Source organism: Lentzea sp. NPDC060358, assembly GCF_042725365.1.
GTDB lineage: Bacteria > Actinomycetota > Actinomycetes > Mycobacteriales > Pseudonocardiaceae > Lentzea.
In genome coordinates, this window is the sequence record NZ_JBHXCW010000014.1 from 15,404 (window position 1) to 32,642 (window position 17,239).

Genomic DNA, 17,239 nt, shown 5'->3' on the forward strand with positions numbered 1-17,239 from the left:
GCCGACGCTACCACAAAAGATGAGGGCACCCTCGACTTAACCGCCGCGTAGGATCCACCGCATGGTCACCGCGTCGAGGCCGTTGCGTGCGGACGCGGCACGCAACAGGGAGAAGCTCCTGGCAGCGGCCACCGACCTGTTCGCGGACCGCGGCCTGGACGTGCCGATGGAACACATCGCCCGCAAGGCGGAAGTCAGCATCGGCACGCTGTACAAGCACTTCCCGACCCGCGAGGCCCTGGTGGCGGAGATCTTCCCCGGCCGCCTGGCAGCCCTGGACGTGATCGGCGAGAAGGCCCTGGCCGACCCGGACCCGTGGCGCGGCTTCGCCGGCTACCTGCACGACCTCTACGCCCTGCAGGCGCAGGACCGCGGCCTGAACGACGTACTGGCCCGCGACCTGCCGAACGCACCGGAGGTCGTCTCGGCCTGCCACCGCGGCACCAGCCACGCCGAGCTCCTGATCGAACGGGCCGCCGAGGCTGGCGCGCTGCGCGCGGACTACTCGATCAAGGACATGGCCACCCTCACCAGGGCGATGGCCCAGGTCATCAGGGACACGCCGGACGAGTGGCGGCGCTTTCTGTCGATCTACGTCGACGGCCTGCGCGGCTGAGCCCGCGGGCCGGTGTCGTCCCCCGGAAGACCCGGCAGGCGACGCGGTCCGCGCTCTCCGCGGACACACCGCACCCCGAGACTGGTGGGGCAGGTCGGATTCGAACCGACAACCTGACAGATTATGAGTCTGCTGCTCTGACCGGTTGAGCTACTGCCCCCTCGCAGCGGCGCCCTTCCCCTGGCTCACGCTGCGTGGGTGGAGGATACCGATCACGCCGAACGGGTCTTGCGCGCCCCCGTGGCGAGCGACACATAGGCTTGCACCCGTGCGTCTGACCCTCCGCGACTTCACCCCGGCGGACGAGCCCGAGGTGCTGCGGCTGTTCGCCGACTGCGACGACTGGTTCCAGGCCACCACCGGCCACCCGTCCGGGCCCGGTGACGTGCAGAGCCTCTTCTACGCGCTGCCGGAGGGGGCGGCGTTCGAGCAGAAGCGGCTGCTGGTCGCGCAGGCCGAGGGCATGATCGGGTTCGTGGACCTCGTGCTCGACCACCCGGCGCCGGGCGAGGCCGGTGTCGGGTTCTTCCTGGTGCCGAAGGACCTGCGGCGGTGGGGCATCGGCACGGAGATGGTCAGGGCGCTCGCCGCGCGGTTCCCCGGCGTCACGCGGGTGCACGTGCGGCTCGACGACTTCGCGCCCGGCCGGGAGTTCCTCCGGGCCACGGGGTTCGTGCTCAACGGTCAGCGCGCGGTGCTGGAGCTCGCGCCCAGGTCCGACGGGCGGTAGCCGTCCGGGTAGCCGGGGTACGTGCGGTTGCGGGTGCGGGTCAGTTTCAACGTCCGGCGCGCGGGCAGCCAGCGGACCACGCGCGCCCGTGCGCGCAACGCCAGCCGTCCTGCCGTGCTCACCCACGCCGGCGGTGCGGCGAAGCCGAACGCGCGCACCATCAGCGGGTCGAGCATGCCGATCACGGCTCGGGAGACGGCCGGCTCGAGCACCGACGGGTACCACGAGCAGAACAGGTCGAGCGTGTACCGGCCGATGCGGTGGTTGGACGGCGCGAACACGAAGTGCTCCTGCTCGTACGCCGTCTTGAACGCGAGGAACTCGTCGTACGACGCGGGAATCTCGCGGATCCCCATGCGGGTGCCGACCGCGCGGTAGAAGTGGAACGACGCCAGTCGCTCGTGCTGCGTCAGCGGCCGCCAGCCGTAGCGCGACAACCACTCGATCGGGTCGAAGACGAACGTCGACAGCACGTAGAGCATGTCGTCGTTCGAGATGTCGTACCTGCCGTGCTGGCGGTTGACGACCCGTAACGCCTCACGGCCGCGCGGGGAGTCGTAGCCGTGCTCGACCAGCTCGGCCATGAGCACGGCCGTGTCGTCGTAGCGCTTCTGCGGCCGCCGTTCGAACTCGCCGGTGCGCTCCAGCAGGCCCGAGATCGTCGGGACGCAGTACGTGCGGAACAGCGCCATCTCCAACGACTTCTGGTAATCCCACGGGAACTCGAGGCCCGCGGAGATCCGCACGATCTCCTGGTGGTCGGCGACGGGGTCGAGCGACGAGATCCGGCGGAGGTTCGCGAAGCGGGCCATGCTCCCCACGCTGGCGCACGCCCGCACAAAGCGAAAGACCCCGGTCGATGGACCAGGGTCTCGGCGTAAGCTCCCCCAACTGGACTCGAACCAGTAACCCTGCGATTAACAGTCGCATGCTCTGCCAATTGAGCTATGGGGGAATGTTCTGTTGTTCGTTCCTGTCAGGCTTGGTTCCTCCTGACAGTGGGTAACTCTACATGAGTCTCGAAACGGGTTCTGCAAGCACCCCCACTTTGCGAGAAAATAGGGCCTGACCAGGCACGATGAGAGGAGACCCGCATGAAGGGCATCATGGTCGGTGCGGCGATCGGCTACGTGCTCGGCGCCAAGGCCGGGCGCGAGCGCTACGACCAGATCGTGCGCCTCTGGCACCGCTTCACGTCGAACCCCACGGTGCGCAAGACGGCGAGCCAGGCCAAGGACAAGGCGTTCGAGGCCGCTCACCAGGCGAAAGACCTGGCGGCGGACGCTGCCGAGAAGGCCTCCGAGAAGGCTCCGTGGAAGAACAAGGAGCAGTCCAACGGCCTGCCCGTCACGCGTCTGACGTGACCGGCTTCACACCTGCGCCACCGCGAAGATCCGTCTGAACGGGAACCAAGTCGTGCCGTCGGCTCGCCGGGGATAGGCCTCGCGCAGCCGCGGCGCGAGTTCCGCCACGTAGGCCTCCCAGTCCGGCGAGGACAGTGCCGCGCGCACGGGCCGCAACGCCGTGCCGCTCACCCATTCGAGCACCGGGTCCGGTCCGGAGAGCCGCTGCACGTACGTCGTCTCCCAGACGTCCACTGTGGAGCAGCCACCCAGCAGGTCCGCGTACTCCACGGGTGCCAGCACGGGCTTGTCGGCGCGGAAGACGTGCGCCAACGCCTCTCCGCCGACCTCGCGGATTAGGCGGTGCGACGGGTCCGCGAAGTTGCCGGGCACCTGGAACGCGAGCCACGCCCCCGCCGGCAGCGCCGTCGTCCAGGACGACACGATCGAGGGATGTTCCGGCACCCACTGCAGGACCGCGTTGGACACCAGGACGTCGGTGTCCGGCAACGGCTTCCACGTCGTCACGTCGTCCACCCGCGCGTCGACGCCGGCGGCCCGGGCGGCCTCCACCATCTCCGGCGACGAGTCGAACGCCTCCACCACGGCCCCGGGCCAGCGGGCGGCCAGCGACGTCGTCAGGTTGCCGGGGCCGCAGCCCACGTCGACCACGCGCCGGGGCTCCTCGGCCCTGATGCGCGCCACGAGTTCGTAGAACGGCCGCGCCCGGTGATCGGCGAAGGCCAGGTACTGCGCCGGATCCCACATGCGGCTAACAGTACACGCGTACTGCTAGCCCGCAAGCCTCGCGGCGAACGGGGCCACGGCCTCGCGCACCGACTCCAGGTCCACGCCCGCGTCCCCGCGCGCCTGCCACACGACGCCGTCCTGGCCGGGGATCTTGCGCTGCAGGATCCACACACCGGGCGACTCGACGCGTTCGCGGTGGCGGATCGAGCCCTCCACGCGCTGGCTGATCGCCCGCAGCACGCGCCGCGGGTCGTCGACCGCGAACCGTTGCGCCGGAAGGTCTTCCAGCAGCACGACGGGGCCTTCGGCGGACGCCTCCACGGCTTCCACGACCCGCAGCGCGCCCTCCCACTTCACCTTGCTGACGAGGTGCCAGCCGATGCAGCGCGGACCCGGCACCCACAGCCCGAGCGAGGTCACGACGAGGTGCCCGCCCTGCACGGCCGTGTGGGCGATCACCGTCTCGTCCTTCTCGAGCGTGCCGGTGAACCCGTCCGGTGACCCGTCGCCGAACAGCCGTCGCAACAGTCCCACTACAGCACTCCCGCGCTCTGCTGCAGGAGCGCCTTGCGGTACTCCTCCAGCGCCACCAGGTCGCCCCACAGGGCCCGGTACTCGTCGGCGTCCTTGATCGGCGAGAGCCGGCGCAGCCGCGACTTCACGTCCTCGACCTGCTTGCCGACCTGCACCTCCTGCAGCCGCGCGATCACCATCGACACGTAGCGGAACTCGTCGTTCTGCTTGACGGCCAGCGGTTCCACGGCGAGCTCGGTCAGCACCGACTTCACCGACGCGTGCGAGCACTCCTGCGAGATCGCGTCCAGGTACGTCGTGCCCGCGAGCCCGGAGGCGGCACCTCCGGCGGCGCGGATCGCGCGGTGCAGCGCCACGTACGCGGGATCGGTGAACGCCTCGTCGGGCAGCGAGTCGTACAGGGGCCCGGCGTACTCCGGCAGCCGCAGCGCGACCTTGAGCACCTCGCGCTCGGGCACGAGCCGCGGGTCGCGCGGGTTCGGCCGCTGCGGGCCGTCGACCTCGACGCCGAGCGCCATCTGGTTCGGGTCGGCCCGCGGAGCGGCGACGGGCGCCTTGCCCCCGGCGGTCTGGCGCACCCGGCGCACGACCATCGCCTCGTCGTCCCAGCCCACCCACCAGGCCAGCCGGGTCGCGTAACCGTCGCGCTTGGCGCGGTCCTTGATCTGCGCGACGAACGGGACCATCTTCTTCAGCGCCTCGACGCGGCCGTCGACCGAGTCGAGGTCGTAGGCCCTGAGCTGCGCCTTGATCGCGAACTCGATCAACGGCGTGCGCCGCGCCACCAGGTCGCGCACCGCCACGTCGCCCTTGGCCTGCCGCAGCTCGCACGGGTCCATGCCGTCCGGCGCCACCGCGATGTAGGTCTGGGCGGAGAACTGCTGCTCCCCCTCGAACGCCTTGAGCGCGGCCTTCTGGCCCGCCTCGTCGCCGTCGAAGGTGAAGATGACCTCGCCGTTCACGTCGTCGTCGATCAGCAGCCTGCGCAGCACGTTCATGTGGTCGGTGCCGAACGCCGTGCCGCAGGACGCGACCGCCGTCGGCACGCCGGCCAGGTGCATGGCCATCACGTCGGTGTAGCCCTCGACGATGACGGCCTGCTTGCGCTTGGCGATCTCCCGCTTGGCCTGGTCGAGGCCGAACAGCACCTGCGACTTCTTGTAGATCACCGACTCGCTGGTGTTCAGGTACTTGGCCTGGATCGGGTCGTCGTCGAAGATCCGGCGCGCGCCGAACCCGACGACGTCGCCGCTGATCTCCTTGATGGGCCACAGCAGCCGCCGGTGGAACCGGTCGATCGGCCCCTGCCTGCCCTCCTTCGTGAGCTGCGACTTGATCAGCTCCTGGAGCTCGAACCCGCGTCCGAGCAGGTGCTTCGTGAGCTTGTCCCAGCCGCCGGGCGCGAACCCGCAGCCGAACTGGCGCGCGGCGGCCTCGTCGAACCCGCGCTCGGCCAGGAACTCGCGCGCCTGCTGCGCCTCCGGCGAGGCGAGCTGCTCCGCGTAGTACTCGGCGGCGGCCTTGTGCGCCTCGATGAGCCTGCTGCGCGTGCCGCGGTCGCGCTGGATCGTGGCGCCGCCGCCCTCGTAGACGAGCTGGATGCCCGCGCGGTCCGCGAGCCGCTCGACCGCCTCCACGAACGAGAGGTGCTCGACCTTCATCACGAAGGCGATCACGTCGCCGCCCTCGCCGCAGCCGAAGCAGTGGAACGTGCCGTGCGACGGGCGCACGTTGAACGAGGGCGTCTTCTCGTCGTGGAAGGGGCACAACCCCTTCAACGCGCCGCCACCGGCCCTCTTGAGCGAGACCTGGTCCCCCACGACCTCGTCGATGCGGCTGCGCTCACGCACCAATGCGATGTCGCTCTCCCTGATGCGTCCTGCCACGCGTCCGAGTCTAATCCTTTGGCAAACTGCCAACCGTGACCACGGCCGACGTCTTCGGACTCCACCGCACGCACCTGATCGGTGTCGCCTACCGGCTGACCGGCAGCGTCGCCGACGCGGAGGACGCCGTGCAGGAGGCCTGGCCGCGATTCGCGAGGGCCGAGGGCGTCGTGGACGCGCGGGGCTGGCTCACGACCGTGGTCAGCCGCATCTGCCTCGACCGGCTGCGCTCGGCGGCGGTGCGCCGCGAGACGTACGTGGGTTCGTGGCTGCCGGAGCCGTGGGTCACGACCCCGGAGGACGACGACCCGCTGGCGGCGGTCGTGCGCTCCGACGGCGTGCGGATGGCGGCGCTGGTGCTGCTCGACAAGCTCACGCCCGACCAGCGGGTGGCGTTCGTGCTGCACGACGCGTTCGCGGTGCCGTTCGGCGAGATCGCGGAGGTGCTCGGCGTCTCGGAGGCGGCGGCCCGCCAGCACGCGTCCCGGGCCCGCAAGAGCGTGACGGGGTCCGCGCCACCGCCGCGCGCCGCGCTCGACGAGCAGCGCGAGGTGCTGGAGAAGTTCCTCACGGCGATGGCGAGCGGCGACCTGGACGCCGTGCTCGGCCTGCTGCACCCGGACGCGGTGATGGTCGGCGACGGCGGTGGCAAGGCGCGCACCGCGGTCAACACGGTCTCCGGCGCGGACAGGGTGGCCCGCTTCTTCCTCGGCCTGCTGCGCAAGTACGGCTACCCGCGGACCCGGCCGGTGCTCGTCAACGGCGACCTCGGCCTGGTCATGGCCGCGCAGGGCGAGGTGGCGCCGCGCGTCACCACCTTCACCGTGCACGACGGCAAGGTCGCCGCCATCTACGACGTGGCGAACCCGGACAAGCTCGGCCACGTCGAGTTCTGATCACCACCGCAGGCGCAGGAGCTTCCCGACGTCGCGGAGCTTCGGGATCGCGCTGATGACCTTCATCTGGACGCGCCCGGTCCCGGGCAGCGCCTCCAGGTGCGGCAGGTCCACGCTGCGCCAGGCGTCCACTGTGGTCAGTCCGGGGTGCAGGGCCTCGACCTCGCGCGGGTCGTCGACGCCCCAGTGCAGGACCGCCCCGGCGTTGCGCACGGCCGGGACGAACTTCTGCAGCTTGATGCCCCACGACCCGTAGACGTCGAACAGCAGCTCACCGCTGGAGAACCGCTCGGTGATCCTCCCGATCAACGCGTGCCCCTCGGCCTGTGTGAGGTACATCGACAGGCCTTCGAACACGGCCACCACCGGCCGGTCAGCCGGGACCTCGCCGAGCCACGCGTCCTCGGTCACCGACGACGCCACGAGCCGGTAGTCGCCGTGGACCTCGGGCAAGAGCTTGTGCCGCAACGCGACCACGTCCGGCATGTCCACGTCCACCCACCGCACGGTGCCCGGCCGTTCGACCCGGTGCGCGCGGGTGTCCAGGCCGCAGGCGAGGTGCAGCACGGTGCACGACGGCGTGCGCCGGAGGAACTCGCGCGTCCAGTCGTCGAGCACCCGTGCGCGGATGGCGACGCCGACGGCCGAGGTCAGGTTCATCCCGGTCTTGGCGAAGTCGTAGTCGATGCGGTCGACCGCGCGTCTGGCCTCGTCGTCGTGCAGCACCGACGCCGGCCGCCCGCTGTCGACCGCCCGGCCGTACAGCGTGGCGAGCATGGTCTCCTGGGCACCCGTCAGGGTGATCTTCTCCACCCGCCTAGTGTGTCGGGACGCGGCAGGCGTCACCACTGGTGAACCCCTGGTCCGCGATCCCGAAGGCGCTGTTGAACCGCGCCCGCTGGTTCTCCAGCGCGATCTCGTAGGTCAGCGCGACCAGTTCCCGGCGCCCCAGCAGCTCCTCCAGTTCGGCGACCTGCTCGTCGGTGACGGTGACGGGCGTGTCCGTCATGGCGTCGGCGTACGCGAGCGCCTTGCGTTCGAGGTCGGTGAACAGCTCGGACGTCGCGTACGAGTCGATGTGCCGGAGCCGCGCGATGTCGAGCCCGCCGTGCTTCATCAGCATCGCGCCGAAGTCGACGCACCACGAGCAGCCGAGCTTCACCGCGGTCCGGTAGACGCAGAGCTCGGCCAACGGGCCGTGCACCGCCTTCTTGACCGCCAGCTCGTGCCGGCCGCTCGCCAGCAGCAGCCTCGGGTGGTGCGCCATCACCGTGACCGGCTCGGGCACCGCGCCGAACTCCCGCCGGGCGAACCGGTAGACGGCCCTGGTGAGCAGGCCGGCGTCCCCGTGGGGAACTCCCTTGATCCTCGTCATGACCACTGGACGGGACGGCCCCGCGAAATGTGACACCTTTGGGTGACTGGGGCCTGACGCGGTCAACTCATAGGGTCCCTGCATGAGCAACGACTTCGTGCTGGACATCGACCACGAGTCGGCCGGCCTGCTGGCGGGAACGCTGCTGGCGGGCGATTCGTGCGCGGTTCCGGTGCGGCACCAGAACGTCAAACTGCTGCTGTGCGCGCTGCCCGGCGAGGACGGCATGCGCCTCTTTTTGCGGCGCAACACCCCGAGCTAGCGGCGGTCGTAGACCTCGACGTACTCCATCAGCAGGTCGCGCGACCGTTCGTTGTCGAGCGCGACGGCGTGCATGCGCTGGAAGATCGTCACGGCCCGTTCGACGGTTTCGGTGTCGCTGGCGAGCGTCCAGTTCGCCAGGTAGACGAGCGGTGGCTCGTGCTCGTACTGGATCAGCGCGTAGTCGAGCCCGACCGCCGCCGCCCCGCCCGCGCTGACCGGCACGATCCGGATCGACGGCGCGTGGAACAGCAGGTGCAGGACCTGGTCCTCCATCAGCCGGTTGTTCCCGACGACGGTGTTGAGCGCGTACTCGTGGATGAAGAACACGCACTGCGGCAGCACGCCGTCGCGCTTCAGCTCGGGCGCCGGGGCGAGGCCCAGCGCCCCGGCCAGCGCCTTCGCGTAGCACTCGGTCCGCAGGAGAACGGGAATGGTGACGCCGCTGAAGCAGGTGATCCTCGTGGCGCCCGCCGCGGCGAGCACGACGATCTGCTCGCCGGCACCGTGCTGGGTCATGCCCGGAACGGTAAAGGGATGATCATGATCTCGCCGCGCGAAACGCTCGCCCTACAGGGCGAATGCCCTTCCCGAACGGTTACGGACGGGCGATCTGGGCGAGGAAGTAGACCGCCTTCGAGGCGGCGTGGCGGACGGCGAGCAGGAACGGCCGGTCGACGTCCACGACGACCGGGTCCACCGGGATCTCGAACGACACGGTCCGGAACGTGACCGCGGTGGCGGCGGCGCCTTCGAGGCCCTGCTCGTCCAGCCGCAGCACGGCCTCGTGGACCACCTCGTCGACGTGCATCCGCTCGTCCGGCGAGAGGCCGGAGAAGTCGGCGTCGCGGGTGAACATGTGCTCCACCCCGAGCTGCCGCAACGTGTTCTTGAGGGCGAACTTCGCCCGCACGTCCACTTCGGGCAGCGAGAGCTCGAGCCGGGTGAACGTCTCGGCGTCGAACACCGCCGGGTCCAGGGGCTGCTCCAGCGACTCGTCCGGCAGCAGGACCACGGCCTCGACCCCCGAGTCCGCCGGCAGCACGATCGTCTGCCAGCCGCCGCGGTGGGCGTAGCGGAACTTCTCGGTGACCTTCATGGTCGGCACGTCCACGACGCCGCCGGGCGCGTGGAACGGCTTCGCGGCGGTCTCCCCCGCGGCGAACGGGGTGAGCCAGCCCACCTTGAGGTAGAGGGCGTTGACGATGATCGCGGCGGCGTCGGCGGGCGGCGGGTCCGTCAGCAGTTCCGGGACGAGACCGCGGGTGGTCTCGGCGACGTCGGTGTTGACCAGCTTGCGAACGGTCGACGGGTCGGAGAAGGCCGTGCGCCGCACCGAGGACGTCAGCGAGAAGCCCGGGTCCAGGGTCAGCTCGTCGTCGGCCCACAGCGTGTTCGCGACGGCCAGTTCCGGCACGTCGAGCGCGGCGGAGGCGTCGAAGCCGCCCAGCAGCCCGTCGAGCTCGGTGCGGGTCCGGCCGCGGGCGGCCTCGCGGGCCAGCGCGAGCGCACTGGCCACCGAGTACGGCGACCAGCAGGCGTTGGCGGACGGATCAGGGACGGCGACGCGGTGCAGGTCCAGGGCGAAGTCGGCCTGATCGGTCACAGGGTCTCCTCTGCTGGCGCGGGCCTGGCGGTGACGTCACGATCGGCGATCGTCCGCCACGGCCTCGAAGCTACGCCGATGCGCGGTGCCAGGCCACGGCCTGCGCGTCCGTGAGCAGGGCGACCTGGTCGACCACGACGCGCAGTCGTGCGGCGGGCGAGGAAGCGGCGGCGAACACCGGGCGGAACGCCGGGTCGAGCAGCGTCGGCCGCTCCAGCAGGCGGGCGACGAGCTCGGCGACCAGTTCCCGCTGCGCCGCCTGCATCGCGAGGCGGGCGGGGTCGCTCATCACGTACCGGACGGCCATCGCCTTGAGCAGCGCCACCTCCGCGGCGACCTGGCGCGGCACCTCCAGCGCCGCGGAGTAGCGCGTCAGCGGCCCGTCGCCGTGCACGGCCCTGGTCGCGGTGACGGCGGCGGAGGCGAAGCGGCCGACCAGTTCGCTGGTGAGGTTCTTCAACGCCACCTGCGCGCCGAGCGACCCGTCGTACTCGTGCTCCGTCCAGTACGCGATGACGGGCAGCGCGAGCAGTTGGCCGGCGGTGGCCTCGAGGTCCGCCACGGACTCGTCGGAGAACGTCTTGGCGGCCAGCGAGGCGATGGCGGCGCGTTCGTCGGGACGGGCCAGCGCGCCGAGGCTGATGCGGTGGGCCAGCACGCCGTCCTCGACGTCGTGCACCGAGTACGCCACGTCGTCGGACCAGTCCATCACCTGCGCCTCGATGCATCGCGCACGATCCGGAGCGCCCTCGCGCATCCACTCGAACACCTCGGCGTCGTCCTCGTACACGCCGAACTTCACCATGCCCGGCGTGCGCCTCCACGGGTACTTCGTGGACGCGTCGAGCACCGCGCGCGTGAGGTTCAGGCCGTGCGCGGACTTGGGTTCCAGGCGGGCGAGGATGCGGAACGTCTGCGCATTGCCCTCGAAACCGCCGCACGGGCCCGCGAGCTCGTTGAGCGCCCTCTCGCCGTTGTGCCCGAACGGCGGATGGCCGATGTCGTGCGCGAGACCGGCCGTGTCGACGATGTCCGGGTCGCAGCCCAGCTCCTCCCCGATGCCGCGGCCGATCTGGGCGACCTCGAGCGAGTGCGTCAGGCGGGTGCGCGGCACACCGGTGACCTCGGAGCCCTCACCGGGACCGACGACCTGGGTCTTGCCCGCCAGCCTGCGCAACGCCGCGGAGTGCAGCACGCGGGCGCGGTCGCGGGAGAACGGCGTGCGCGTGTCGGTGCGGGCACCCGGCAGCACCGCGGTCTTCGGGTCCTCGGTGAGCAGGCGCTCCGCGTCGTGGCCGGTGTATCCCATCACCCGATTTTAGGGAGGTTGAGCTCCTCGAACACGCCGGCGTGCGCCTTCATCAGGCGGTAGTAGAGCAGGGCTCCGGTCTCGCGCTTGATGTAGAACCACTGCGTCTCGCGCGTCTGCACGTTCGGGCCGACGCGGGTGGGCGAGGTCCAGGCGCGCAGACCCGCGTCCTCGGCCATCGTCCTGGCGCGCAGCGAGTGCCAGGGGTCGCTGACGATCACGGCGGTCTTCAGGTCGCGCTCCTTGGCCACGGACGCGACGGCGCGCAGCGACCCGAGCGTGTCCGCGCCCTCGCCGACCTGCAGCACCCGGTCCTCCGGCACCCCGTGCTCGACCAGCCAGAGCTTGCCGACCTGGCCCTCGGTGAAGTTGTCGCCGGGCTGGCGGCCGCCGGTCGTCGCGATGTGGCCGACGACGCCCTCCTGGTAGAGGCCCAGCGCGTGCTCCAGGCGGGCCTCGAGCACGTCGGACGGGACGCCGTTGTACTGCGCGGCGCCGAGCACGATCGCCACGTCGGCCTTGGTCCAGTCGTCGACGCGCGCGACCTGCCAGACGCGGAACGCCGTGCCGCCCACCACGAGCACGCCGATGACCAACGCCCCGAACACGAGGCGCAGCACGATCCGGCGAATCCTGGCGAAGGGCTTGAGGGGCGTGGTCCGCACACCCAGCATGGTTCCAGACCGGGCCGGTCTCGCGTTGACGCCCCTGCGAGGATCAACGTCATGCCCGCTGAACAGCCCACCGTCCTCGCCACCTCCGGGGGCTGGCGCCCCGGCCGCCGCAGCGCACTGGAGTTCAACAAGCTGATCCACTTCGCGCTGGAGCTGTCCGGGGTGCAGGGGCGCGCGCCGCGGTTCCTGCACGTCGGCACGGCGGGTGGCGACCAGCGGGCGATGAACGCGAACGTGGCCGAGGCGGGCGCGATCGCCGGCGTCGACGTCTCGTTCCTCAACCTCTTCACGATGCCGCCGACGAACGACCTGGAGAGCTACGTCCTGGCGCACGACGTGGTGTGGGTGGGCGGCGGGTCGGTCGCGAACCTGCTCGCCGTGTGGGAGGTCCACGGCCTCGGCCCGGTGTTCCGCACGGCGTGGGAGGCGGGCGTGGTGCTCAGCGGCGTGTCGGCGGGGTCGATCTGCTGGCACACCGGCGGCACCACCGACTCGTTCGGCCCGGACCTGCGCGTCGTCACGAACGGCCTCGGCCTGCTGCCCCACGGCAACGGCGTGCACTACGACTCCGAGGAGCAGCGCCGCCCGAAGGTCCACGAGGCCGTCGCGTCCGGCGTGCTGCCGAAGACCTACTGCACCGACGACGGCGTCGGCCTGCTCTACCGCGGCACCGAGCTCGTCGAGGCGGTGACGGAACGTCCCGGCTCGGGCGCATACGTGGTGGTCAGGGACGATTCTTCAGAAACCGCACAGGAGGAAGCGCTCGACACCAGGGCCTTGTGAGACGGACCTTGGAGGTGTGCGCTGGGCTCTGATCCTCTTCCTCGTGGCGGCCGTGTTCGCGATCCCGGACGCGTCGCCGTGCCTCGCGCACGCGAAGCCGTCCGCCGACGTCTCGCGCGGCCCGGACCTCGTCAGCGAACCCGATATATCGGATACCACCTCCGAGCCGAGCTCGGCGATATCCGATATATCAGCAGCTGACATATCGGATATCGCTGCGACGGGCGGCGCGTCCGACGTCGGCGTCGCCGTCTTGGACCTGGAGACCGGCCAGGTGGTGTCGACCCAGGGCGACAAGCCGTTCTACTCGGCGTCGCTGTCGAAGCTGATCCTCGCCGTCGACGCCTTGCAGCAGCAGCAGTTGTCCGCCGACGACCAGGACCTGATCCACCGCGCGCTGAGCGCCAGCGACGACAACGCGATGGACGTGCTGTGGACGAGGTTCGACGGCATGGACGCCATCGGCCGGGTGACCACCGAGGCGGGCCTCACCGGCACGCACGCCCCGGACGACCCGTCGCAGTGGGGCGAGGTCGTCATCACCGCCGACGACATGGTGCGGCTCTACCACTACGTCTTGGGCTCATCGGTGCGCGACGCGGTCGTCGCCGCCCTGTCCGCCGCCCCGGCCACCGCCGCCGACGGCTTCGACCAGGCCTTCGGGCTCCTCGGTGTCACCGGCGCGTACGCCAAGCAGGGCTGGATGTACTACCTGCCGAACGAGGTCTACCTGCACAGCGCGGGCGTCCTCGACAACCGCTACGCCGTCGCCGTCCTCACGACGAACCCGACGGGGAACTGGACCACGGCCCGCGAGTCGATCGACACCGTCACGCGGGCCCTCCTCGGCAGGCTCACCGTCCAGGGCTGAGCCGCAGCACGACGAGCGGGTGGCGCTAGCAGCCGACCAGACGCGCGGCCAGGTACGACTCGAGCTGGTCCATCGCCACGCGCTCCTGCGACATCGTGTCGCGCTCCCGCACCGTCACGGCGAGGTCGGTGAGCGTGTCGAAGTCGACCGTCACGCAGAACGGCGTGCCGATCTCGTCCTGGCGGCGGTAGCGGCGGCCGATGGCGCCCGCGTCGTCGAAGTCGACGTTCCAGTTGCGGCGCAGCGCGGTCGCGAGGTCGCGGGCCTTCGGCGAGAGGTCGGCGTTGCGCGACAGCGGCAGCACGGCGACCTTGACGGGCGCGAGACGCCGGTCGAGCTTCAGCACGACGCGCTTGTCGACGCCGCCCTTGGCGTTCGGGGCCTCGTCCTCGGTGAAGGCCTCGAGCAGGAACGCCATCATCGGGCGGCCGACACCGGCTGCCGGCTCGATGACGAACGGCTTGTAGCGCGAGTTCGTGGCCTGGTCGAAGTACGACAGGTCCACGCCCGAGTGGTTCGAGTGCGTCGTGAGGTCGAAGTCGGTGCGGTTCGCGATGCCCTCGAGCTCACCCCACTCCTGGCCGCCGAACTTGAAGCGGTACTCGATGTCGACGGTCCGCTTCGAGTAGTGCGACAGCTTCTCCTTCGGGTGCTCGTAGTGCCGCAGGTTCTCCTTCGACACGCCGAGGTCGGTGTACCAGCGGGTGCGCTCGTCGATCCAGTACTGGTGCCATTCCTCGTCCGTGCCGGGCTCGACGAAGAACTCCATCTCCATCTGCTCGAACTCGCGGGTGCGGAAGATGAAGTTGCCCGGCGTGATCTCGTTGCGGAACGACTTGCCGATCTGGCCGATGCCGAACGGCGGCTTCTTGCGCGAGGTGGTCTGCACGTTCAGGAAGTTCGTGAAGATGCCCTGCGCGGTCTCGGGGCGCAGGTAGTGCAGGCCCTCCTCGGTCTCGACCGGACCGAGGTGCGTCTTGAGCAGGCCGTTGAACATCTTCGGCTCGGTGTAGGAGCCGCGCACGCCGCAGTTGGGGCACGGCACGTCGGAGACGTCGCCCTCGGCGACCTCCTTGCCGGCGCGCTCGGCGTACTCCTCCGACAGGGTGTCCGCGCGGAACCGCTTGTGGCACGACTCGCACTCGACCAGCGGGTCGACGAACGCCTCGACGTGACCGGAGGCGACCCACACGTCGCGCGGCAGGATGACCGACGAGTCCAAGCCCACGACGTCCTCACGGCCGCGGACCATGAAGTTCCACCACTGGCGCTTGATGTTGTCCTTGAGCTCCACGCCGAGAGGCCCGTAGTCCCACGCCGAGCGGGTACCGCCGTAGATCTCCCCGCACGGGTAGACGAACCCCCTGCGCTTGCAGAGGCTGACAACGGTCTCAATACGATCGGCGGCCAACGGGAACTCCATCGGGGGAATCAGATTCGGGGGCCCAAGCCTAGCCCGTCACGTTGCGCCCCGAACGGGCGACCGGCGGCCTACCCTGCACGAATGGAAGACCGGCTGAGAGAGCTGTGGGACTTCGCGGACCTCGACGGCACCGAGGCGAGGTTCCGCGCGCTGTTCGGCGACGTGGGCACCGACGACGAGCGCGCGGAGGTGCTGACCCAGCTCGCCCGCGTCGCGGGCCTGCGGGAGGACTTCGCCGCGGGGCACGCCCTCCTCGACCAGGCGGAGGTCCTCGTCGCCCCCGACTCGACCGGCCGGGTCAGGGCGCTGCTCGAACGGGGCCGGCTGCACCGCTCCGGCGGCGACGCCGAGGCCGCGCAGCCGCTGTTCGTGGCGGCGTTCGTCCTGGCCAAGACCCGCGGCGACCTGTCGCTCGCCGTCGACGCCGCGCACATGGCCTCGCTGGTCGACGACCCGGAGAAGTGGACGAAGCAGGGCCTCGAGATCGTCGTCGCGCACCCCGAGCTGGTGCGCTGGCTCGGCCCGCTGCACAACAACCTCGGCTGGTTCTACTACGAGAACGGCCGCTACGACGAGGCGCTGGAGGCGTTCGAGAAGACGCCGGAGGCGTACGCGGAGAGCGGCAAGGCCAAGACGCTGCACGCGCTGGGCAGGCCCTTCGAGGCCGCCGAGGCCGCGCGCCGGGCGCTGGAACTGCTCCCCCACGACTCCCACGAGGAGTGGGTCGCGGAGATGCGGGCTATCGCCGCCGCGGGGTAGCGGGCCCGGAGGCCTCGCCCAGCCGGACGGTGAACGCGTCCTCGGCCAGCAGGCTCGTGTGCTCCTCGACCTGACCGCCGACGCTGGTCAGGGCCGGTTCGTACAGGGCGGGCTCGTCGGTCAGCGCCTCGGACAGCAGCGGGACGACGTGCTCGCGCACGGGGAACGGCGACATCGCGCGCCGGTAGGCGACCACCGACTCGAACTCGACCGTCAGCACCCACCGGTCGTCGGCGTCGGTCGACCGGGCGAGCGTGCCGCGCAGGCAGCCGGGCTGCGCCGTCAGCAGCTTCAGCGCCTCCTCGACGCGCGTGGTGAACGACTCGGGATCGGATACGCGGAAGCGGCACACCAGCAGCACGGTGCAAGGATGGCACGGTGACCGACAAGCGCCCCCTGCTGCCCGGCGACGGACCGCTCGCGCGCGTCCGACCGGCCGTGGCGTTCGTGCTCGTGCTGGGTCTGTTCATCACGGGCGTCTGGGTCGGCGGCGCGGTCGGCGCGGTGCTGCTCGGCGTGCTCATCGCCGGCGCCGCGGTGCTGCTGGCGGCCACCTGGAAGGTGCTTTCCCCAGCTCATCGCACATTGCGCGTGGTGGTCCTGCTGGTACTGGTGCTCATCACCGTAGAATTGGTTGTGAAAATCCCTACCAGGTGAGGTGCGCCGCCATGACAGCTCAGTTGCACGGCGAGCACTCCCCCGAACGCGCGGCGCCCGCACCAGCGCCGAGACACGCCGCCCACACGCTCACCGAGGCAGGTGACCTGCTGCGCGCTCTGGCCGCACCGGTCCGCATCGCCATCGTGCTGCAGCTGCGGGAGCACGACCGCTGCGTGCACGAGCTGGTCGAGGCGCTGGGCGTGGCCCAGCCGCTGATCAGCCAGCACCTGCGCGTGCTGAAGTCGGCGGGCGTGGTGCACGGGGAGAGGCACGGCCGGGAGGTCGTGTACCGGCTGGTGGACGAACACCTGGCGCACATCGTGGTGGACGCTGTGACGCACGTCGAGGAGAAGTTGTGACCGGACTGAGGTCCACCAAGCAGCGCACCGCGGTGTCGAACCTGCTCGACCAGCTCGACGACTTCCGCAGCGCTCAGGAGCTGCACGAGGAGCTGCGCCGCCGCGGCGAGGGCATCGGCCTGACCACGGTGTACCGCACCCTGCAGTCCCTCGCGGACGCGGGCCAGGTCGACGTGCTGCGCACCGACTCGGGCGAGGCGATCTACCGCCGCTGCTCGGCCCACCACCACCATCACCTGGTGTGCCGCCACTGCGGCCGCACGGTCGAGGTGGAGGGTCCCGCCGTCGAGAAGTGGGCTGACCGGGTCGCCGCCGAGAACGGCTTCTCCCAGGTCAGCCACACCGTCGAGATCTTCGGCACGTGCGCGGAGTGCACGGCCAAGGGCCTGAAGTAGCCCGCTGGA

General features: G+C 70.6%; 23 protein-coding genes and 2 tRNA genes. 11 read left to right on the plus strand and 14 right to left on the minus strand.

Features of this window, described 5'->3' with window-relative positions; all coding sequences use genetic code 11:
• Window positions 1–61 precede the first annotated feature (61 nt).
• Entirely contained in the window at window positions 62–616 is a 555-nt protein-coding gene (locus ACFWGZ_RS05000) for a TetR/AcrR family transcriptional regulator (RefSeq protein WP_382450154.1), read from the plus strand.
• Between the two features lie 82 nt (window positions 617–698).
• On the opposite strand, the gene ACFWGZ_RS05005 is transcribed toward ACFWGZ_RS05000, so the two are convergent.
• A tRNA-Ile gene (locus ACFWGZ_RS05005) sits at window positions 699–776 on the minus strand.
• 108 nt (window positions 777–884) lie between these two features.
• Between ACFWGZ_RS05005 and ACFWGZ_RS05010 the strand changes: the two genes are divergently transcribed.
• Window positions 885–1,346: a GNAT family N-acetyltransferase gene (locus ACFWGZ_RS05010; RefSeq protein WP_382450155.1), complete on the plus strand. Its 462-nt coding sequence runs from the start codon at window positions 885–887 to the stop codon at window positions 1,344–1,346.
• Here the strand turns inward: ACFWGZ_RS05010 and ACFWGZ_RS05015 are convergent.
• Window positions 1,301–2,158: an oxygenase MpaB family protein gene (locus ACFWGZ_RS05015; protein WP_382450156.1), complete on the minus strand. Its 858-nt coding sequence runs from the start codon at window positions 2,156–2,158 to the stop codon at window positions 1,301–1,303. The genes ACFWGZ_RS05010 and ACFWGZ_RS05015 overlap by 46 nt on opposite strands.
• A gap of 70 nt (window positions 2,159–2,228) precedes the next feature.
• Window positions 2,229–2,301: transfer RNA gene (locus ACFWGZ_RS05020), tRNA-Asn, on the minus strand.
• A gap of 139 nt (window positions 2,302–2,440) precedes the next feature.
• Between ACFWGZ_RS05020 and ACFWGZ_RS05025 the strand changes: the two genes are divergently transcribed.
• Window positions 2,441–2,710 (plus strand): YtxH domain-containing protein, encoded by a 270-nt coding sequence (locus tag ACFWGZ_RS05025; RefSeq protein WP_382450157.1) that lies wholly within the window; start codon window positions 2,441–2,443, stop codon window positions 2,708–2,710.
• Between the two features lie 6 nt (window positions 2,711–2,716).
• On the opposite strand, the gene ACFWGZ_RS05030 is transcribed toward ACFWGZ_RS05025, so the two are convergent.
• The 3 genes from ACFWGZ_RS05030 to dnaG are packed head-to-tail and all read right to left on the minus strand — an operon-like array spanning window position 2,717 to window position 5,859.
• Window positions 2,717–3,457: a trans-aconitate 2-methyltransferase gene (locus tag ACFWGZ_RS05030; protein WP_382450158.1), complete on the minus strand. Its 741-nt coding sequence runs from the start codon at window positions 3,455–3,457 to the stop codon at window positions 2,717–2,719.
• Between the two features lie 24 nt (window positions 3,458–3,481).
• Window positions 3,482–3,973: a hypothetical protein gene (locus ACFWGZ_RS05035; RefSeq protein ID WP_382450159.1), complete on the minus strand. Its 492-nt coding sequence runs from the start codon at window positions 3,971–3,973 to the stop codon at window positions 3,482–3,484.
• Window positions 3,973–5,859 carry a DNA primase gene (gene dnaG / locus ACFWGZ_RS05040; protein WP_382450160.1) on the minus strand — a complete coding sequence of 629 codons (1,887 nt, stop codon included), beginning with the start codon at window positions 5,857–5,859 and terminating at the stop codon, window positions 3,973–3,975. The genes ACFWGZ_RS05035 and dnaG overlap by 1 nt, the downstream gene beginning before the upstream one ends.
• Window positions 5,860–5,894: 35 nt before the next feature.
• Here dnaG and ACFWGZ_RS05045 point away from each other — a divergent pair, with 35 nt between their 5' ends.
• Window positions 5,895–6,755 (plus strand): sigma-70 family RNA polymerase sigma factor, encoded by an 861-nt coding sequence (locus ACFWGZ_RS05045; protein ID WP_382450161.1) that lies wholly within the window; start codon window positions 5,895–5,897, stop codon window positions 6,753–6,755.
• Here ACFWGZ_RS05045 and ACFWGZ_RS05050 read toward each other — a convergent pair whose 3' ends face one another.
• Together ACFWGZ_RS05050 and ACFWGZ_RS05055 are read right to left on the minus strand one after the other, a co-directional pair.
• Window positions 6,756–7,568 (minus strand): class I SAM-dependent methyltransferase, encoded by an 813-nt coding sequence (locus ACFWGZ_RS05050; protein WP_382450162.1) that lies wholly within the window; start codon window positions 7,566–7,568, stop codon window positions 6,756–6,758.
• Window positions 7,569–7,572: 4 nt separating this feature from the next.
• Window positions 7,573–8,130, minus strand: a complete 558-nt coding sequence (locus ACFWGZ_RS05055) for a carboxymuconolactone decarboxylase family protein (RefSeq protein ID WP_382450163.1) — start codon at window positions 8,128–8,130, stop codon at window positions 7,573–7,575.
• Between the two features lie 82 nt (window positions 8,131–8,212).
• On the opposite strand from ACFWGZ_RS05055, the gene ACFWGZ_RS05060 reads away from it, so the two are divergent.
• Window positions 8,213–8,392, plus strand: a complete 180-nt coding sequence (locus tag ACFWGZ_RS05060) for a hypothetical protein (RefSeq protein WP_382450164.1) — start codon at window positions 8,213–8,215, stop codon at window positions 8,390–8,392.
• Here the strand turns inward: ACFWGZ_RS05060 and ACFWGZ_RS05065 are convergent.
• The 4 genes from ACFWGZ_RS05065 to ACFWGZ_RS05080 all read right to left on the minus strand — a co-directional run bounded on the left by ACFWGZ_RS05065 (window position 8,389) and on the right by ACFWGZ_RS05080 (window position 11,971).
• Window positions 8,389–8,910, minus strand: coding sequence for a Scr1 family TA system antitoxin-like transcriptional regulator (locus ACFWGZ_RS05065; RefSeq protein ID WP_382450165.1), 522 nt, complete (start codon window positions 8,908–8,910; stop codon window positions 8,389–8,391). The genes ACFWGZ_RS05060 and ACFWGZ_RS05065 overlap by 4 nt on opposite strands.
• Before the next feature lie 79 nt (window positions 8,911–8,989).
• Window positions 8,990–9,997, minus strand: a complete 1,008-nt coding sequence (locus tag ACFWGZ_RS05070) for a serpin family protein (RefSeq protein ID WP_382450166.1) — start codon at window positions 9,995–9,997, stop codon at window positions 8,990–8,992.
• A 70-nt stretch (window positions 9,998–10,067) separates the two neighbouring features.
• Window positions 10,068–11,306: a deoxyguanosinetriphosphate triphosphohydrolase gene (locus tag ACFWGZ_RS05075; protein ID WP_382450167.1), complete on the minus strand. Its 1,239-nt coding sequence runs from the start codon at window positions 11,304–11,306 to the stop codon at window positions 10,068–10,070.
• Complete coding sequence (locus ACFWGZ_RS05080; protein WP_382450168.1) at window positions 11,306–11,971, minus strand: YdcF family protein; 666 nt, start codon at window positions 11,969–11,971, stop codon at window positions 11,306–11,308. The genes ACFWGZ_RS05075 and ACFWGZ_RS05080 overlap by 1 nt, the downstream gene beginning before the upstream one ends.
• A gap of 60 nt (window positions 11,972–12,031) precedes the next feature.
• Between ACFWGZ_RS05080 and ACFWGZ_RS05085 the strand changes: the two genes are divergently transcribed.
• A complete protein-coding gene (locus ACFWGZ_RS05085; protein WP_382450169.1) occupies window positions 12,032–12,763 on the plus strand; it encodes a Type 1 glutamine amidotransferase-like domain-containing protein in 732 nt (243 codons plus the stop codon).
• Window positions 12,764–12,779: 16 nt separating this feature from the next.
• Window positions 12,780–13,634, plus strand: a complete 855-nt coding sequence (locus tag ACFWGZ_RS05090; protein WP_382450170.1) for a serine hydrolase — start codon at window positions 12,780–12,782, stop codon at window positions 13,632–13,634.
• Window positions 13,635–13,659: 25 nt separating this feature from the next.
• On the opposite strand, the gene ACFWGZ_RS05095 is transcribed toward ACFWGZ_RS05090, so the two are convergent.
• Entirely contained in the window at window positions 13,660–15,045 is a 1,386-nt protein-coding gene (locus ACFWGZ_RS05095) for a glycine--tRNA ligase (protein WP_382450216.1), read from the minus strand.
• A gap of 93 nt (window positions 15,046–15,138) precedes the next feature.
• Here ACFWGZ_RS05095 and ACFWGZ_RS05100 point away from each other — a divergent pair, with 93 nt between their 5' ends.
• Window positions 15,139–15,816 carry a tetratricopeptide repeat protein gene (locus ACFWGZ_RS05100; RefSeq protein ID WP_382450171.1) on the plus strand — a complete coding sequence of 226 codons (678 nt, stop codon included), beginning with the start codon at window positions 15,139–15,141 and terminating at the stop codon, window positions 15,814–15,816.
• On the opposite strand, the gene ACFWGZ_RS05105 is transcribed toward ACFWGZ_RS05100, so the two are convergent.
• Window positions 15,797–16,177 (minus strand): antibiotic biosynthesis monooxygenase family protein, encoded by a 381-nt coding sequence (locus ACFWGZ_RS05105; protein WP_382450172.1) that lies wholly within the window; start codon window positions 16,175–16,177, stop codon window positions 15,797–15,799. The genes ACFWGZ_RS05100 and ACFWGZ_RS05105 overlap by 20 nt on opposite strands.
• Before the next feature lie 17 nt (window positions 16,178–16,194).
• On the opposite strand from ACFWGZ_RS05105, the gene ACFWGZ_RS05110 reads away from it, so the two are divergent.
• Genes ACFWGZ_RS05110 through ACFWGZ_RS05120 form a run of 3 tightly spaced genes read left to right on the plus strand, consistent with a single transcriptional unit; the run spans window position 16,195 to window position 17,230 of the window.
• Window positions 16,195–16,473: a hypothetical protein gene (locus ACFWGZ_RS05110; RefSeq protein WP_382450173.1), complete on the plus strand. Its 279-nt coding sequence runs from the start codon at window positions 16,195–16,197 to the stop codon at window positions 16,471–16,473.
• Between the two features lie 11 nt (window positions 16,474–16,484).
• The gene (locus ACFWGZ_RS05115; RefSeq protein ID WP_382417798.1) at window positions 16,485–16,835 is read left to right on the plus strand and encodes an ArsR/SmtB family transcription factor; all 351 of its coding nucleotides are present in this window, start codon (window positions 16,485–16,487) and stop codon (window positions 16,833–16,835) included.
• Window positions 16,832–17,230 carry a Fur family transcriptional regulator gene (locus ACFWGZ_RS05120; protein ID WP_191304953.1) on the plus strand — a complete coding sequence of 133 codons (399 nt, stop codon included), beginning with the start codon at window positions 16,832–16,834 and terminating at the stop codon, window positions 17,228–17,230. The genes ACFWGZ_RS05115 and ACFWGZ_RS05120 overlap by 4 nt, the downstream gene beginning before the upstream one ends.
• Window positions 17,231–17,239 lie beyond the last annotated feature (9 nt).

Bases quoted from the DNA above. Each gene is read 5' to 3' on its own strand.
- ACFWGZ_RS05000 (WP_382450154.1), top strand. From the start codon at position 62: ATGGTCACCGCGTCGAGGCCGTTGCGTGCGGACGCGGCACGCAACAGG.
- ACFWGZ_RS05015 (WP_382450156.1), bottom strand. From the start codon at position 2,158: ATGGCCCGCTTCGCGAACCTCCGCCGGATCTCGTCGCTCGACCCCGTC.
- ACFWGZ_RS05025 (WP_382450157.1), top strand. From the start codon at position 2,441: ATGAAGGGCATCATGGTCGGTGCGGCGATCGGCTACGTGCTCGGCGCC.
- ACFWGZ_RS05030 (WP_382450158.1), bottom strand. From the start codon at position 3,457: ATGTGGGATCCGGCGCAGTACCTGGCCTTCGCCGATCACCGGGCGCGG.
- ACFWGZ_RS05055 (WP_382450163.1), bottom strand. From the start codon at position 8,130: ATGACGAGGATCAAGGGAGTTCCCCACGGGGACGCCGGCCTGCTCACC.
- ACFWGZ_RS05060 (WP_382450164.1), top strand. From the start codon at position 8,213: ATGAGCAACGACTTCGTGCTGGACATCGACCACGAGTCGGCCGGCCTG.
- ACFWGZ_RS05065 (WP_382450165.1), bottom strand. From the start codon at position 8,910: ATGACCCAGCACGGTGCCGGCGAGCAGATCGTCGTGCTCGCCGCGGCG.
- ACFWGZ_RS05075 (WP_382450167.1), bottom strand. From the start codon at position 11,306: ATGGGATACACCGGCCACGACGCGGAGCGCCTGCTCACCGAGGACCCG.
- ACFWGZ_RS05085 (WP_382450169.1), top strand. From the start codon at position 12,032: ATGCCCGCTGAACAGCCCACCGTCCTCGCCACCTCCGGGGGCTGGCGC.
- ACFWGZ_RS05100 (WP_382450171.1), top strand. From the start codon at position 15,139: ATGGAAGACCGGCTGAGAGAGCTGTGGGACTTCGCGGACCTCGACGGC.
- ACFWGZ_RS05115 (WP_382417798.1), top strand. From the start codon at position 16,485: ATGACAGCTCAGTTGCACGGCGAGCACTCCCCCGAACGCGCGGCGCCC.